We start from the raw sequence: 16013 nt of genomic DNA, 5'->3' as shown, positions 1-16013 counted from the left end.
TTAAAAATTAAGCACCATGACAACAATTATTCTAATTATCATCATCGTAGGATTATTACTCGGAGTAATCGGATTGATAATGACTAACAGCAACTTAAGGAAAGAAAATAGCTTGCTGATAGAGAAAACAAAAGAAATAGTGATAGAAAATCACAATCTAAGTTTAAACGCTATAAAGAACAATGCTATTTTCAGTAAAATTATCAACCTTACCGAAACAATGCCTGATGGTTTTGAAAAACTATCTCCAAAGCGTAGAACTCAAGTAGCTACAATGAAATTTCAAGATGAAATCCATAAGCTAAAGGCGATAAAATATGACTTTGCCAACGGGAAATTAATACTTAAAATCTACATTGACAATGAGAGCAAATAGACAAATCCGTATGCAACCTGATTTTGACCTGTTTAAAGTCTATGCAAGAGATCAAGGGCTAAACGTAGTTAAAGAACATCGTTTCGACCAGATACGCAGATGGAAATTTGATTATGCTATTACAGAACATAAGATTGCCATTGAAGTCGAGGGCGGAATTTGGAAATACGGCAGACATAACAGGGCATCGGGTTTTCTTCTTGATATGGAGAAGTACAATACAGCAGCAATGCAAGGTTGGCTACTATTAAGAGTGCAGCCCAATGACCTTTGTACACAAAACACAATCAATATGATTAAAGAAACCATTAAAAACAGAAATTAAAGAATCATGGAAGTACAGATATATTTCACGATAGAATTAACGAAAAACGATGGAACCGTTGAAGTTACCGAGATAAAAGAGAACATGGATTTTGATGTTATTGACAAAGTAGCAAAAAAAAATGTTCAAAGAAGATCAGGCGGCAAAAGAAGTTTCAATTTACAAAGTAGAGAAGTATCATAGAATAACTTATAAGAAATAAAAACATGGCATACACGAAAAAACAAAACAATCGCCGATATTATCTTCACGGTGAGGTAAGAAAAGCCGGCTATCCTCTTAACGCAAGAACAAGAGAAGTCCTTATCACACCGGAGCAATCCGACAATGAATTGCCCCCCCCAATAGAGGCATTACTAAAAGAATTTCAATATAATATTCAAATAGCTATCGAATAAATGAGACCATTTGAAGTAAAAGTGTAAAGATGATACAAGTCCATTAGTAGAAGATTTTATTAAGGATTTAAAAAATAAATCAATTAAAAAAAACGAAATGAGTAAATGTGTTAGATGTGGAGATGAGACCCCTTTTTCATCAGCAATATGTGATTATTGCTTAGATAAATGGATTGAAATGAGAGGATATGTATTTGATGCCTTGCAAGATAAATACGGAATGTTATCTCATGAAAATTATCAGACTTTTAATAAAGAAATGAAAAGACTTGATAAAATTTGGAAAAAAGATAAAGCCAAATTTGAAGAAGAATTAAACAAATCAAAAAACTAAAAAATATAAACCATGACAACAATTAAAGAATTTGCAGAAGAATATGCAAAAGAAAAAACAAATCCTGTACGTGGTTTTGTTTTAAATTCATATTTAGCTTTTAAAGCAGGCGCTGAATTCGCTCAACAATGGATAAGTGTTGAAGAGGAATTGCCTGATAATCCCGATGAAGTAATATTGGTTAAGGATATGGGAGATAATGTCTATACGGCAGTATGGGAACATAATGCTTGGTATGTTGTCCCTTTTCATACCGATGTTATGATTGAAAATGTTAAATATTGGCGACCAATAGAAAGGAAATAGTTATGAGAAATGTATTTTATAGAGGAAAAAGCATGAAAAATAATAAATGGGTTTTTGGAGCTCCATATATTATTAATGAATGCAAAGAAGACCAGCTCCCATTAGTGGCTTGTATCATAAGATGGGTTGAATGGGACGGAACTTGTGGGTTTATGTCTCCTGAAAATCAATCTATAGTAGAAGTATTTCCTGAATCAATTGGACAATTTACAGGATTGATCGATATAAACGGAATAAATATTTTCGAAGGGGATATTTTAAAATCGGGCACTGCTAATTTGTGTCTATCAAGAGTTTATTTTAACGAATCCGAGTTAACATTTTATAGACATTCTTTTCTTGAAAATAGCTCCTATTATTTCCCGTTATTTAAAAATTTTGACATTCATAAGTTTAAAATAATAGGAAATGTCCATGACAATATAGAATTAATTAGCAAACAAAATAGAAAGGAGATAATATGATAAGATTTGAATATGGGGCTATCAGCTCACGATACTCGCTCGAGGCGGAAAATAAACTAACTTCCTATGCTACTATGATAGTGCATTTTAACACAAGTAGTCATTTAGTTGCACTTTATGAACCAAAAGAAATAATCAAAAATGATTCTTGGCTTAATCCATTCGGGCAAATATCTGAAAGACTTGATGAGATATTTGGTGGTTCTTTTGATAAATATGTAAACGAGCATATTGAAGAGATTAAAAAATGTTATGCAACAATTATAGAACTTTTATAAAAATAAAAACATGAGAATTAAAGTAGAATTAACAACGGAAGTAATAATAGAATTTGACGAAAATTCTAAAGAGTTCAAGGAACTGTTTGAAGTTTATAATCAATTTTACGGAGAAGCCAATTATAAAGAATTGGCAGAAAATATAGCTTTAAACATCGGCAGATATGGAACAGACGAAGATATGGAAGTTCTTGGGCAAATTAAACGTAATGGACAAAAACAATATTATTTTGATAACGGAGAACAAATTGATATTGATAGCCCAATTAATCTGATTGCAGATTATGATATGAATGGTAAACTTGATGATTTTGACATATATTCAGAAATAATAGAATAGCTATGTTAGAATTTAGTTTTATTGATCGTGGATTAAGGGATTTTATCCGCGATAACAATGGAGAAGTTTTGATTGTTGAATTTGATTCATGGGAAGCTGCCGATGAGTATATCATGAGCAGCAACCTTGATCAATACGGATGGACTAATCAAGGCACACAGAAATATTGTTGGAATGATAATAAATAAAGAAATATATTATTATGAAAGAAGAAATTTTTAAAAAGGTATTTGAATACAAAAATGAACTGTTTATCATTACGGTTACATTAAATTTGGAGGCAGAAAGGCGTCTAAACGGTAGAGTTAGGCACAAAGTTCATGTCATTAGAGAAAAGCCTCTTTACTCGCAATATTTTCTTTACGAATCTTCTGAATTTAAGGAAAGATTAGATGAATTAGAAAAAATGTTAATGTTATTTGTTGATAAAAGCAACGAACACACACCACAAGTTTACCAAGATTTGGAAGAATTAGGATATGAACCAATTAATAGTTAAACCATGAACGGAATATGCTTTATAGAACCGCTATTTATTGCAGTTGTGGAAAAAAGGAAAACAATGACGAGGAGAGTAGTGAAAGAACAACCTATGTCATTTGAAGGATTGTCGGGAAATGGATTTATAGGAAATCCGATCGGAGAAAAAGGATTTATAAAACCGCGCTACAAACTTGGAGAGGTTTTGTATCTTAAAGAGCCATATTATGAGATTTTTCTTGATACATATTATAAATATGATAAAAAAGATATTGAAGAATTAAAATCGGATGGATTAGAGGAAAAAATGTCATTTCCATGGTTTTGGAAAAACAAACTTTTCATGCCTACAAGTGCCGCAAGATATTTTGTAAAAATTACAGATGTAAAAATTGAAAAGCTGCAGGATATTAGTGAGGAAGATTGTTTTAAAGAAGGGATAGATAAAATGTTGTTATCTCCCGAAGATGCTTCTAAAGATATTTTTAAGTATGACAATTATTTTGGATTTCATGAAACTGCTATAGAGGCATTTTCTTATCTTATAAATCATATCAGTAAAAAAGACATTTGGGAAGAAAACCCTTTTGTTTGGGTTTATGAATTTGTATTGTGCGATAAAGAAGGTATACCTATGTGTAACCAATGCAACCAAAAACCTGCAGTAACAAAGTATGGCAATTTAGATGTTTGCCAAAGTTGTTGTGATAGGCTTGATCGGGAGTTTGATGAAGAATATAGATAATATAAATTATAATAAATTTAATAATTATGAAAGATTATATCTATAACCGTAGCATAAGGTATTATGAACCTTTAATAAAGGATGATAATACTCATTATCCTTTAGAACCTCTTACATTAGAGATGATGAAAGAAAACAAAAGTAATAGAATTAAGCAAATCCGCTTTTTTATAAACGTTATTTGGGATAAAAGATTTTTCGCAATTATCCCTGCTTTAAACATTAACCTACATTCAAGAGAATTAGAATTTGAATGGCTGAATTTCGATATAATGCTTGTCGGCGATGATAATGACATATTAACCTCAATTTTTGCAATGGAAAAACAAGCTATTGAATGCGCTAAAGTACGTTCATTAGAACCTAAGATAGTAGCAGAATTAACAGTACGAGGATTTAAAGAATTTAAAAACGATGAAACCACTACAAGAAATGACGGTTAATGAACTTTTCCGGAATGAGGGGTTTATAAATATAACTAAGAATAAACTAAAAGACCTAGTCAAAACAAGGAAAGATGCGAGAGATAAAGCGTATAGAAAGGGATTGTGTTTAAAAGCTCATCCGATAGATAGTCTATGCGACGAAGGATATTTTCAGATAGATAAATTCATTGAGACGTTTAAAAATGTTCTTGAGAGAAACACTCCTACTCTATCATCATCACAACGTAATTATATCCGTGAAATTGGTATGGAGTGCGGAAGAAAGACCATGAAAAAGTTATTGAAAGATGAACAGCAAATTAACACAGAGAGAAAAAAAACGTAAATACGATCGTTACAGACCATATTATGTTACAGTTCCTAATCAGAAAAATTTTACGAAAAACAACTGCAACCTTTGTCCGCAGAAAAACAACTGCGGAGCGTTAAAAACACTACGCGAAAGTAAAAGTGGATATAGAATCAATACAACAGAATTAGCTCAGATTGGAGCTACAAGTGAGGGTCTCAACGTTGTGTGTCAATTAAAGGCATACATTAACGCATCCGAACACATACATCAAGCCATAGAGCAAGCAAGCGGAATACCAAGAGACAAATATTTGTCAAAAACTCAAAGGATGGAATCGGTTTATTGCCGAATGATTTTTGTTTCTTTGCTCCCAAGAGTGTCGAGTTATTTCCTCTCATTACTAATCAACAGGACGCGTTCTAATATCTTGGTAATGCAGAAAAAATATGACGACGAGGTTAAGTATAACCGCAAATTCAGAGAATTAGTTAAGAAAGTAAATGAAATATTAAAAACTAAAACAGATGAAGAAATAAAAGAGTTAGATAAGGTCAAAGAGTGAATTGAGGCAGAAAAAGAGGTTGGCACTTCAAAATTGCCGTTTCCACTTAATAACAGCATGATAAACACAGTTACAAGAATGATTAACGAAAGTAAAAAGAAATGAATACTCAATTAATAAGTGTTAATGATTTAATCGAACATCCTGATAATCCACGATTAATAACCAAAGAGAAATTAACTTTGTTGTCGGAATCCTTAAAAGAGGATAAGGATTTGTTTAATGCGAGACCAATAATTGCCTCAAACAGAACCGGAAAGTTAATTGTTATTGCAGGAAATCAAAGATTAAAGGCTTCTAAAATTAATGGTATAAATGAAGTTCCTGTCTATATAATGGAAGGACTTACCGAATCAGATGAGGTAAGAATAATGTTAAAGGATAATGCTGATGGCTTTGGTAAATTTGATTGGGCTACTATTGAGATGAAAAATTGGCAAGAAATTCTAATAAATAAACCCTCAATAGGTATTGAAATTCCAAAGAAGATTTTAGATGCTACAAGTGGAGGAAGTAAACCAAGAGCAAATGTAATTCAAAATTATACTATTTTATTTTCATCTATTGAGGAACAAAATTTGTTTTATGATTTTCTAACTCATTTAAGAAATAGATTTTCAGGTGTAGAAATGGTTAGTTCTCGGTTGTTGTTATGGGTAGAAGAATTATACCAAGAGAATAAACAATATACTGATAGTGAATTAATACTAAAATTGATTAAAGTTTCTCAAAAAGATAGTAAAAAAGAAAAGGCAAAAGATTATGACAAGTTCAAAGGAGAATTATAGTTTTGATAAGCTTGAATATGAATATTCAGAAATGAATGTTTTTGATGCTGCAATGGAAAGAATACATACTATTCATTCATTGTTTGACCATATCTTTATTTCCTTTTCAGGCGGTAAAGATAGTTTGGTTTGTTTAAAACTATTTGAATTATATCGTAAAGCACATGGTATAGAAAAGAAACTTGATGTTGTTTTTTATGATGAGGAATTAGTTGATAGCCGAGTTATAAAATTCTGTGAAGAAATAATGAATAGTGGAAAATATAATTTCCAATGGTGGTGTATGCAACTTGAGAGTGAAAAGTATATTTTAGGTAATAAAGAGAAATATATTCAGTGGGATATTAATCGACCTCATATTAGACCTATTCCAAGTTGGGCTTTAACTTGTGATGGCGTTAGGTATCAGGATAAAGCATATTTGGAATATACTAAAGACTTAAAAGGTAAAATAGCGGTTGTTCTTGGTCTCCGTGCCGATGAGAGTATAAATAGAAGAAAAGCTATATTTGCTACTCGCAATATTCATTGTTATATGAATACAGAGGAAAGAAATGCTACAGTTGTTAAACCCATTTATGATTGGAAAGAAAAAGATGTATTCAAGTTCTTTTATGAATACAAGATTAAATATTGTGAAACATACGATTATCAAATATTTAATAGAGATAAATTAAGGGTTTCTACTCCTTTACATGCAGAGGCAGCACAATCAGCATTATTGACTATGAAAACAAAAGACCCAGTTTTATATAATCAAATGCTTGCTGTATTTCCCGAAGTTGAATTACAAGTTAGATATTCAAAAGATTACAAACCAAAGAGAAATGATTATTCTAATTATCCTGTGAGTTGGGAGGGAGTAATTAAGTTTGCAAAAGATATTGTTGCTGATGAATTTATTGAAGATGTTTTAAATAAGATTATGCAATGTAAAAGATATAGAGAAAAACATGAAACACATAGACCGTTAGGGGGATTTCCTATATTGTATGTTTTTAATGTAATTGCTAACGGTAGATATAAGAGAATGATACCTGCATTACATAATGAAGATGTTACTAAAAAATATTATGATTATGAAGGACTTGAATATAACATTTGATTTTGTTTCTGCTGATGAGTTGTATAGTCGTTTAGGTAAACAATTCAGAAATAGTCGGATTGCGTTTCGGTTAAATGATGGTTGTAAATACATAGCTGCTTTTGATGAAAATAAATTAGTAGGTTGTGTTGGATTTCAAAGAATAGGAGAAACAATGAGATACAAGATTGATTTTGTTTTGCCTGAATATCGGAAAAAAGGCATTTATACTAAGTTATGGGAATTAAGAGAAATACAAAATAAGTGTTCAGAAACGAGTGCTTTTTGCACAGAATTTAGTTTAGGTATGTTTCTCAAGAATAAGTTTGAAATTCATAATGTAAAAAAAAACGGAATAAGTTTTGTTAAAAGATGGTAATATGAGAGATTTTGAAAAATGGAGTGCCGCTGATAGGCAAAAAAGTTTAACTCTCACGAATAGAGCTAAGCGTTTGGGATTAATTTATAATCCTACTAAATGTGAAATATGTGGGCAGACAGAGGGGATTTTACATCATCATAATTCTAACTATGATGTTACTTTGTCTATTGTCCCAAAGATGTTAATAGGTTCGGCAACTGATGAAGAAATACTCGAAGTAAAAAAAGTAATGCATGAAATATGTTGGAGATGTCACATGATGTATCATTCACAGCATATTAATATGAGTGCTGTAAATTCTTATTTTAGGAGTATAAAAGATGGGGCAAAATATCCGCCTGTATTTAAACATGATTTTTCAATTTTAGCCCGTGAACATGGGATAATTAAACGATATAAAAAATGATAGATAAACAACCAATATCAAATGTAGAATGGTTAGATTGCCGAGATTTAAAGGCGAATGACTATAATCCAAATGTGGTATTAACTCAAGAAATGAAACTTCTTGAGTTTTCCATTTTGAGACAAGGCTGGGTACAGCCAATTTTAGTAACTCAGGATTTAGAGATAATAGACGGCTTTCATCGTTATTGGTTATCTCGTACCAGTAGTAAAATTGTCGAACAATTTGGTTATCTCGTACCAGTAGTAAAATTGGATTTACCGATAGTGGATAGAATGTTATTAACAATTAGAATTAATAGGGCTAAGGGCAATCATATTGCTTTCAAAATGCACGAAATAGTCTATAAGTTAATACATGATTATAACATATCTCCTAAAAAGATAGCTGAAGAGATTGGGGCTTCAAAGCAAGAAATCGACTTATTGGCTAAAAAAGATGTTTTTGAAGTGCTTGATATTCAAAATCATGAATACTCAAAGGGGTGGAAACCAAAGAAGAAAAATGATTGAACCTTACATTATGAATAGAAAAAGAAAACGCCCAAGTAAAGAAGCTTTAATGAGGGCACTTGAAGATAGTTCGGGGATAGTTTATCCAGTTGCCCAAGCTTATGATGTAGTGAGAGCTACTGTCTATGAATGGATAAAAATATATGATTTGACTGATTATATTGAGGGTCTCCGTGATAATCTTATTGATGTGATTGAGAGTAAATATATCCAAGATGCTATTAATGGAAAAACAAGAAACCAAGAATTTGTATTGAGAACAATTGGTAAGAAAAGAGGCTATGTTGAAAGTCAAGATATAACTTCAAATGGAGAAACTATAAATAGTGAAGTATTAAACTTTGATAAATTGAGTGATGATGAATTATTAGAGTTTAATAAAATACAGCGTAAATTGCGTGGCAAGTAAAGAAGTAAGATATGATGCCTATGTTCAATCTTGTATTGATTTATTTAAGCGTGGCAAATTTGACTTCATCGTTGAGTTTGATGGCAAGCGCCACGATAAGCAAGATGAAGCGTTGCATATACTTACTGATAATATCCATACTGAAATATTGTATGGCGGGGCTGGTGGAGGTGCGAAGTCATGGACGGGCTGCGAATGGCTAACTTGGTCTTGTTTAAGTTATCCATTAACTAAATGGTTTGTTGGTAGAAATAATATAGTAGATGTTAGGGACTCTACATTTCAGACATTTAGGAAAGTATTTTTAAAGTATGGATTAGAAGAAAACCGAGATTGGTTTATAAGGGAACGAAGATATATTTTATTTTCTAATGGTAGCCGGATAGACTTTTTAGGTCTATTTTTTATGCCTACTGACCCCGAATATAAGAAGTTAGGCTCAAAGGAATACACAGGCGGATGGATAGAAGAGGCAGGAGAGGTTCATTTTGCTGCTTTTGATACTTTAAAATCCCGTGTAGGTAGGCACAGGAATGATGAATATGGTTTACTGAGCAAATTATTTATAACTTGTAATCCTCAAAAGAATTGGTTGTATGATGAGTTCTATGCTCCATCAGTAAACAGAACTTTAAAGCCTAACCAAGCCTTTATTCCTGCACTTGAAGAGGACAATCCTTTTAATGAGAAGGGATATAGAAAGGCACTTGAGTCAATATCTACAAAAGCTACAAGAGAACGCCTTTTACTTGGCATATGGGATTATGACGATAACCCCAATCGTTTATGCAGTCACGAAGTGATTATGTATATATTTAATAATGATTTTGACGAAAAATCAAATATTTATTACTTAACGGCAGATGTAGCGAGATTTGGAAGTGACAGGGCAATTATTGTAGTTTGGAAAGGTTGGCAGATAGTCGATTTTTTGATTATGAATACAAGTAAGACAACCGATATTCAGGACGCAATAAACCACTTAAGATTTAAGTATCGAATTATTAAAGATAATTGTATTGCCGATGAAGACGGTGTAGGCGGTGGAGTAATTGATAATTGTGGAATAAAAGGATTTAAAAATGGTTCAAGTCCATTTTATGGAGAAAATTATTATAATTTACAAAGTCAATGCGGGTATAAGCTTGCAGAAAGTATAAATAATTATCTTGTTAGCTTTGTTTGTGAAATATCGGAAAAAGAAAAAGAAATCCTTACAGGAGATTTAGGAGAACTTCAAACTTGGAAAGTTGATAGTGATGGTAAATTAAGAATCAAGCCTAAAGAAGAAATAAAAAAAAGTATCGGTCGGTCGCCCGATTGGCGTGATGTGCTTTTAATGCGTGCTTATTTTGATTATGCCGAAGATATACCCAGGGGAGTTACAAGAGAAAATTAAGGAATATTAAAATTGTCCTAAATTTCCTATTTTTCTCTATAAGTCTCAAAAATTCCCGTATAAAGACAAAATTAATTGTTCTAAAAGTCGTATTTTGTAAAAAAAGTTACTATAGGTTACTATATGTAGATTCTGATAAAATTGACCAGAGTATTCCGGAGAATTTGATCATCCGAGATGGTCAGTTTGTTAAGATTCTACACATTTCTATTTCTGTACAAAAAAGCGGCACGTATTAACGCGCCGCCCATAAAAACATAACCTTAAAAAACAAAATAGAGTATAATGAAATAAAAATTTGTGCTTAAAATAAAGACGGTAGCGATTACTACCGTCAAAATCTCCTGTAAGTTTACATTAAGAAAGAACGTATTGCAAAGATAAACAAATAAATCATCGCCAAAAGAATTGGTAAAATGTTTGTCAAAAACTCGAGGTGCAAAAGTCATTATTCTAAAAAACTCCTATTTATATTTGCACTGTATTAATCATGACAAAGGGGCTGTCATAATTGTTTCACCAAAAAATATTAATTATGATTTGTAAATGTCCACGCGGGGCAAATTTGCCAATAGTCCCAAAACAAAATTGTCCGGTTAATTTCGGGCAAATCCAAAGAGCTGCTTTTCAAAGACTTTATAAAAGCGACGGAACAAAAAACCAAATGACGTTACCTGAATTGAAAGCAACATGGGAAGAACTTTTAACTTCTTATGATGATTCTCTTGTTGTATTAACTCCTATACTTTATTCGCCGACAATGACAGCAGGCGATGTGCTTACAAGTGGCGGAGGAAATGATTCTCCCGACGGTATCGAGGAAGTAGAGGGTTATAACCCTACAACATTCACAGCTACGGTAAAGAAAGCCAACCAAAAAGAGGTTATAAAACCACTAAAAGACTTAATGTGTGAAGAAATCGGAGTAGTACTTTTTGATGGATGGGGTCAAATGCGCCTTATCGATACAGGCGATGTTGATACCGAAGGCAATCCATACTACGAATTTATTCCAATCACAGCCTTTGGAGTTAGCGATGTAACATCCGGTATTTTTGGAGCTTCTGATTTCAACACCATACAATGGAGTTTCTATCCAAATTGGTCTGATAACACCGTGATACTTAAAGCATCTGATTTCTTCCCTGTAAGAGATTTAATTCCTGTCGTTGAAAACTAATTTGTTATGAAAAAGACAGAAATTGAATTGACATGTGGGAGGTATTCAAAGGCATTTAGCCTCGAACAAGCCAATCGTCTTCTAAGCATTAAGAATGGAAGTTGGAAATTACCGGAAAACTCAAAGTATGAATTAACTGAAAATGGGATTGTCAAGAGAGCAAATAGAAAAGAAAGTTCTGGAGAGGAAAAAGGCGGAGACGATAAATAGAATTATCGCACATCAAAACCGCGTAAAATTCCATGCAGAAACCAAAGTCGCTCAATCGAGTACTACTCCGACGAGGGATTTCTTGGCGTATGCTGAAAGTCTATTACCTAAGGATAAATACAGGGCTTTTCTAATTCAATTCAGAGTGCCGATGAAAACTTCGGAAGTAGTTGGCACTATTTTCGATAAAATGAGTAACATTTTTGACGGACAAAACCAATCATTTAATTATCAATTCCTGACGACCGAATATAAAGATGACTTTGAATATTACAGGCAGGAGGTACTAAAAGAGCCGGAGATATGGTATCGGGTAGGCTGGGAATACTACAAGACAGAGTTTAACAGTATTTTGGTTGTTGACTTACCCATTGAACAAACGACTGAGCTTCCGGAACCATATTTTTATTGGCTGAAAATGAGTAATGTTATTGATTACGAGACTACAGACCCATTGTCGGGAATGATGGAGTATGTAATTTTTAAACAAACTGATAGTGTTTTAACCGTAGTTGACGACGAAAGTTATAAAACATACGAATACAAGAATGATAAGATTGGGGATGAAATATCAAATAATCCTCATGATTTGGGCTATTGTCCTGCTAAATTCTTTTGGAACGAACCATTAAACCTATCGCAACCCGATATAAAAGCTTCACTAATAAGTAAAGAGCTTAATCAATTCGATTGGTTGGAATTTTTTCACATCAATAAGAAACAATTAGACCTTTATAGTGCTTATCCTATTTTATGGAGCTACAAGCAAAATTGTAACTATATGAATGCTGATAAAGGTTACGAATGTGACGGCGGATTTCTTGTTGATAAACATAAAAATCATATGCTTGACAGCAATGGACATATTGCGAGGTGTCCTGTTTGTGAGGCTAATAGGTTAACAGGTGCGGGCTCTTTATTATCCGTTCCACCACCGAGTGAGAAAAATGGAGATATGCGTGAACCTGTCGGGATTATAGAAATCAATGAGGCAAGCCTTAGATACAATGTAGAAGAAGAGCAACGATTAATAAAAAGTATAATAGACAGCACAGTTGGTGTTGATGATAATCTTGTAAACTCGCAAGCTGTTAACGAGCAACAAGTAAATGCAGTTTATGAAAGCAGATCAACGGTGAGGAATAAAGTAAAACGAGGATTTGAACAGGCACAGCAATTTGTTGACGAGACGGTTGCAAGACTGCGCTATGGAAATGATACAGTGGTGTCAGTGAATATAAGTCTTGGTACTGTGTTTTATAACTTCACAGGTGAACAGCTAAGACTACAATATAAGTCGGCAAAGGATAGCGGAGCAAGTGAAGCAGAGTTAGATATGCTTCAAGAGAGAATATTTTATGCTGAATATAAAAACGATGCTACTCAACTACAAAGAATATTGATTCTTTCGGAATTAGAACCATTCAGACACTATACGAGAAATGAAGTAATAGACCTTTTTCAAAAAGGGTTTATTGATGAGCAAACACTAAAGATTAAATTAAATTTTTCAGACCTGATAAAAAGATTTGAACGCGAGAATTTAAACATTATCGAGTTCGGAAGCTTATTAGATTTTAATAAAAAGATAAATATTATTAACGATAAATTAAAAAATTATGTCACAGAAAGTTAAAGAAGAAATCACAAAAGAAAATTACAAAGTGATGGTAAAAGACCTTAGGGCTTATCATGTAAAATTAGAGATGGTTGAATTTGACAGTAAAACCGGAGAGAGGAAATCTAAAGCATTTGTTCAAAAGTATCCTCCAAGAACATGGAACACTGTAAAAACCGACCTTGTAAAACAAGGCTACACTATTGAAGTTCTATTTAATCCTATCGAGTATGCGGAAGCAATTGCGAAAAAACAAGCAGAGGATAAAGAAAAAGCCGATGCACTAAATTTTGAAGCTCAAAAGAAATTAGATGAAGAAAATGCTTTAAAATCGGAAGAAAGAGCCGCATTAGACCGTAAAAAATTGATTGAAGAATTACGAGCTGAATTACTTGAAGAATTTAAGAACAATGGTGTAAATCCAGAACCTGAAAAAGTCGTTGAACCACCTAAGGAGACAACGGAATCTACTAAAGAACCTGAAAAATCTACAAAAACAAAATAGTTATGTTAACAGAAGAAGTATTAAGAGCCAATAAGGCGTTAGAGGAGTTAGCTCCGGAAGCAATTTCAACAATCGTTGAAATGAGTAAAAATGATGAAAACAATGTAATTGCTGCTAAGACTCGAGAGATTTACAATAGAATTGATGGAGATTTGAAAACATCCGGAATAGAGAAAAATCATCCTGAAGAAAAAACTTATGACTATGCAAAAAGAGTTATTGAAACACTAAAGTCAAAGTCTGAAAATTCACAAGAGTTAAGCAGTAAGATAGCAATGTTGGAAGAGGAAAAAGCAAGGCTTGAAAACGTTATTAAAACCAGTGGAAGCGACGAGGAGACAAAAACACTCCTTTCGAATACAAAAGCCGAATTAGACCAGACAAAAAACTTGTTTAATGCACTTAACGAAGAAAAACAAAAACTTGAAGAAACTCATAAAAAAGAGTTATTCGGGTTGAAAGTAGAGTTTGAGATTTCGGAAGCTGAAAAAGCCATGAAATACAAAAAAGAAATTCCGGAAGCAGCGAAAAAGGAATTAGTAAGACAGGTTATCTCTAAAGTAAAGGGTTATAATCCTGATTTTATAGATAACGGTGAAGGAGGAAAGCAATTAGTTTTCCGTACTAATGAAGGTGCAACGATGAACAATCCCGAAAACGGGCTTAAACCGTATTCGGTTAGTGAAATCCTCGCTAAAGAGTTGGAAATTATCGGCATCTTGGATAAAGGTCGGGTTGTTAAGGGTGCAGGCGGGAATGGTGGTCACATTACGGCAGCAGACCCGCAACCAACAGTTGAAATATCCGGAGCAAAAAGCCGAGACGAAGTAACGGATATAATTCACGGCATACTATCGCAGAAAGGTTTTCTTAGAGAAAATCCAGAGTATCAGACTGAATTTAACAAGATTTACAAGGAAAATGAAAATCATATAAAAACTTTACCACTTAAATAAAAAGTAATTAACAAAACAGGCAAAGGGGCTGTCTGAGATTTATTAACAAATAAAATTTTATAACAATGAGTTTAATAGCAACAAGAATTCAAGATTGGCGCATACAAGTGCCAAAATTTGATGAAAATATGCACCGAGTAGGTACATATGGAGCTTTGGACTTGTTCGTTTCTCAAACAGAGGCAGCCGATTCATTTATAACGCCTGAATTGAGAAATAGAGCTATTCAAAGTATAGGGACAAATATCGACATCCCTGTTATCGATTATAACGGAAATGTTACAGTAAGTAACGTTCGTAGTTGTACTATAGAAGATGCCGAAAACACATCGGCTTTATATCGTGTGGTTTTTGCAACTTACGCTGTAGGATTTACCCAAACTCCGGTACTTTATCATAATAATGACATAGGTTATGCAAGAGACTTTAACGCCAAAATGACGGCACATATTTCAGCATTGGCAAAAACGTTAGACGTTGCAGCAATAGCGGCGTTAGAGACTAATAAGACACAAGTCTTTGGCGATAAACTTTTCTATGATGAAAGCGCAAACACTCTCGGCGTTAAATGGGATTACCGTGAAAACTTCATGGGTGACATTCCTGTTCTTTTCAATGCAAATGATTATTCGTTTGGAGACATTCATTTGGTATCTAACTCCGGTATTGAAAGCAATATTCGCAAAATGGCTGAATGGGGAGCGAACAACTCGCAAAACAAACAACTCCAATATGCAGATAAGTTTTTCCATTTCACCAACAACCTAACTAATGAGGATAGTGTCTTTGCGACTGCCTTTGCAGTCAGGGGAAACCAACTTGGATATTTAACACGTTCAGGACGTGAAAACCTTGCACGTACAAGGAGTAATGATACTGAATGGGATATTGTGAATATGCCAATTCTAAACATGCCTGTTGATACTTATTACTACACAGATAAGGGCGATAAATCAACCCTTGCAGGTGAAGCATCATCAGATATGAACTGCGTTATTACCGAACATTTTGGATTCTGGATAGACGTTGCTTTTATTGTGAAATACAATAGCGACCCTGATATTGTAGCTAATCCGATAATCAAATTCGAGGTTCTTAACTCTGACTGTGATAACTGGATGGCAGCACCTGTAAAAACCGTATGCGGTGCAGGTTCAAGCCAAACTAATCCTCTATATACTCAAGCTGTCACAGCTCCTTAAATTTTTATATTTCTTT

The 16013-nt window shown here is 33.3% G+C and carries 28 protein-coding genes; all 28 read left to right on the top strand.

Features of this window, described 5'->3' with window-relative positions; all coding sequences use genetic code 11:
* Positions 1-16: 16 nt before the first annotated feature.
* The 28 genes from LBP67_05150 to LBP67_05015 all read left to right on the top strand — a co-directional run bounded on the left by LBP67_05150 (position 17) and on the right by LBP67_05015 (position 15997).
* Positions 17-376, top strand: coding sequence for a hypothetical protein (locus LBP67_05150; GenBank protein ID MDR2084363.1), 360 nt, complete (start codon positions 17-19; stop codon positions 374-376).
* Entirely contained in the window at positions 363-701 is a 339-nt protein-coding gene (locus LBP67_05145; protein MDR2084362.1) for a hypothetical protein, read from the top strand. The genes LBP67_05150 and LBP67_05145 overlap by 14 nt, the downstream gene beginning before the upstream one ends.
* Before the next feature lie 6 nt (positions 702-707).
* Positions 708-884, top strand: coding sequence for a hypothetical protein (locus LBP67_05140; protein ID MDR2084361.1), 177 nt, complete (start codon positions 708-710; stop codon positions 882-884).
* A gap of 23 nt (positions 885-907) precedes the next feature.
* Positions 908-1099 carry a hypothetical protein gene (locus tag LBP67_05135; GenBank protein MDR2084360.1) on the top strand — a complete coding sequence of 64 codons (192 nt, stop codon included), beginning with the start codon at positions 908-910 and terminating at the stop codon, positions 1097-1099.
* 97 nt (positions 1100-1196) lie between these two features.
* A complete protein-coding gene (locus LBP67_05130) occupies positions 1197-1433 on the top strand; it encodes a hypothetical protein (protein MDR2084359.1) in 237 nt (78 codons plus the stop codon).
* Between the two features lie 12 nt (positions 1434-1445).
* Positions 1446-1739: a hypothetical protein gene (locus LBP67_05125; protein MDR2084358.1), complete on the top strand. Its 294-nt coding sequence runs from the start codon at positions 1446-1448 to the stop codon at positions 1737-1739.
* A 2-nt stretch (positions 1740-1741) separates the two neighbouring features.
* Positions 1742-2203: a YopX family protein gene (locus LBP67_05120; protein MDR2084357.1), complete on the top strand. Its 462-nt coding sequence runs from the start codon at positions 1742-1744 to the stop codon at positions 2201-2203.
* Positions 2200-2481: a hypothetical protein gene (locus LBP67_05115; protein MDR2084356.1), complete on the top strand. Its 282-nt coding sequence runs from the start codon at positions 2200-2202 to the stop codon at positions 2479-2481. Before LBP67_05120 ends, LBP67_05115 begins: the two co-directional genes overlap by 4 nt.
* Positions 2482-2491: 10 nt before the next feature.
* A complete protein-coding gene (locus LBP67_05110) occupies positions 2492-2821 on the top strand; it encodes a hypothetical protein (GenBank protein MDR2084355.1) in 330 nt (109 codons plus the stop codon).
* Positions 2822-2823: 2 nt separating this feature from the next.
* Complete coding sequence (locus tag LBP67_05105) at positions 2824-3009, top strand: hypothetical protein (GenBank protein ID MDR2084354.1); 186 nt, start codon at positions 2824-2826, stop codon at positions 3007-3009.
* Between the two features lie 14 nt (positions 3010-3023).
* Positions 3024-3320 (top strand): hypothetical protein, encoded by a 297-nt coding sequence (locus LBP67_05100; protein ID MDR2084353.1) that lies wholly within the window; start codon positions 3024-3026, stop codon positions 3318-3320.
* 3 nt (positions 3321-3323) lie between these two features.
* Complete coding sequence (locus LBP67_05095) at positions 3324-4046, top strand: hypothetical protein (protein MDR2084352.1); 723 nt, start codon at positions 3324-3326, stop codon at positions 4044-4046.
* Positions 4047-4072: 26 nt separating this feature from the next.
* Positions 4073-4489, top strand: a complete 417-nt coding sequence (locus LBP67_05090; GenBank protein MDR2084351.1) for a hypothetical protein — start codon at positions 4073-4075, stop codon at positions 4487-4489.
* Positions 4461-4817, top strand: coding sequence for a hypothetical protein (locus LBP67_05085; GenBank protein ID MDR2084350.1), 357 nt, complete (start codon positions 4461-4463; stop codon positions 4815-4817). The genes LBP67_05090 and LBP67_05085 overlap by 29 nt, the downstream gene beginning before the upstream one ends.
* Positions 4780-5346 carry a hypothetical protein gene (locus tag LBP67_05080; protein ID MDR2084349.1) on the top strand — a complete coding sequence of 189 codons (567 nt, stop codon included), beginning with the start codon at positions 4780-4782 and terminating at the stop codon, positions 5344-5346. The genes LBP67_05085 and LBP67_05080 overlap by 38 nt, the downstream gene beginning before the upstream one ends.
* Positions 5347-5447: 101 nt before the next feature.
* Positions 5448-6134: a ParB N-terminal domain-containing protein gene (locus LBP67_05075; GenBank protein ID MDR2084348.1), complete on the top strand. Its 687-nt coding sequence runs from the start codon at positions 5448-5450 to the stop codon at positions 6132-6134.
* Complete coding sequence (locus LBP67_05070; protein ID MDR2084347.1) at positions 6109-7239, top strand: phosphoadenosine phosphosulfate reductase family protein; 1131 nt, start codon at positions 6109-6111, stop codon at positions 7237-7239. Before LBP67_05075 ends, LBP67_05070 begins: the two co-directional genes overlap by 26 nt.
* The gene (locus LBP67_05065; GenBank protein MDR2084346.1) at positions 7214-7597 is read left to right on the top strand and encodes a GNAT family N-acetyltransferase; all 384 of its coding nucleotides are present in this window, start codon (positions 7214-7216) and stop codon (positions 7595-7597) included. Before LBP67_05070 ends, LBP67_05065 begins: the two co-directional genes overlap by 26 nt.
* A 1-nt stretch (position 7598) precedes the next feature.
* Entirely contained in the window at positions 7599-8006 is a 408-nt protein-coding gene (locus tag LBP67_05060; GenBank protein ID MDR2084345.1) for a hypothetical protein, read from the top strand.
* The gene (locus tag LBP67_05055; GenBank protein MDR2084344.1) at positions 8003-8518 is read left to right on the top strand and encodes a ParB N-terminal domain-containing protein; all 516 of its coding nucleotides are present in this window, start codon (positions 8003-8005) and stop codon (positions 8516-8518) included. The genes LBP67_05060 and LBP67_05055 overlap by 4 nt, the downstream gene beginning before the upstream one ends.
* A complete protein-coding gene (locus tag LBP67_05050; GenBank protein MDR2084343.1) occupies positions 8475-8927 on the top strand; it encodes a hypothetical protein in 453 nt (150 codons plus the stop codon). The genes LBP67_05055 and LBP67_05050 overlap by 44 nt, the downstream gene beginning before the upstream one ends.
* The gene (locus LBP67_05045; GenBank protein MDR2084342.1) at positions 8917-10326 is read left to right on the top strand and encodes a phage terminase large subunit; all 1410 of its coding nucleotides are present in this window, start codon (positions 8917-8919) and stop codon (positions 10324-10326) included. Before LBP67_05050 ends, LBP67_05045 begins: the two co-directional genes overlap by 11 nt.
* 535 nt (positions 10327-10861) lie before the next feature.
* Complete coding sequence (locus tag LBP67_05040) at positions 10862-11506, top strand: hypothetical protein (protein MDR2084341.1); 645 nt, start codon at positions 10862-10864, stop codon at positions 11504-11506.
* Between the two features lie 6 nt (positions 11507-11512).
* Positions 11513-11716 carry a hypothetical protein gene (locus LBP67_05035; protein ID MDR2084340.1) on the top strand — a complete coding sequence of 68 codons (204 nt, stop codon included), beginning with the start codon at positions 11513-11515 and terminating at the stop codon, positions 11714-11716.
* Positions 11649-13352 carry a hypothetical protein gene (locus LBP67_05030; GenBank protein MDR2084339.1) on the top strand — a complete coding sequence of 568 codons (1704 nt, stop codon included), beginning with the start codon at positions 11649-11651 and terminating at the stop codon, positions 13350-13352. The genes LBP67_05035 and LBP67_05030 overlap by 68 nt, the downstream gene beginning before the upstream one ends.
* Positions 13336-13839 carry a hypothetical protein gene (locus tag LBP67_05025; protein ID MDR2084338.1) on the top strand — a complete coding sequence of 168 codons (504 nt, stop codon included), beginning with the start codon at positions 13336-13338 and terminating at the stop codon, positions 13837-13839. The genes LBP67_05030 and LBP67_05025 overlap by 17 nt, the downstream gene beginning before the upstream one ends.
* A 2-nt stretch (positions 13840-13841) precedes the next feature.
* Entirely contained in the window at positions 13842-14795 is a 954-nt protein-coding gene (locus tag LBP67_05020; GenBank protein MDR2084337.1) for a hypothetical protein, read from the top strand.
* Positions 14796-14860: 65 nt separating this feature from the next.
* Positions 14861-15997, top strand: a complete 1137-nt coding sequence (locus LBP67_05015) for a hypothetical protein (protein ID MDR2084336.1) — start codon at positions 14861-14863, stop codon at positions 15995-15997.
* The last annotated feature ends 16 nt before the right edge of the window (positions 15998-16013 follow it).

The organism is Bacteroidales bacterium, from assembly GCA_031276035.1.
Taxonomy (GTDB): domain Bacteria; phylum Bacteroidota; class Bacteroidia; order Bacteroidales; family BM520; genus RGIG7150.
Note: the sequence above shows the minus strand (reverse complement) of the source record. Positions and strands in the feature narration are given on the sequence as shown.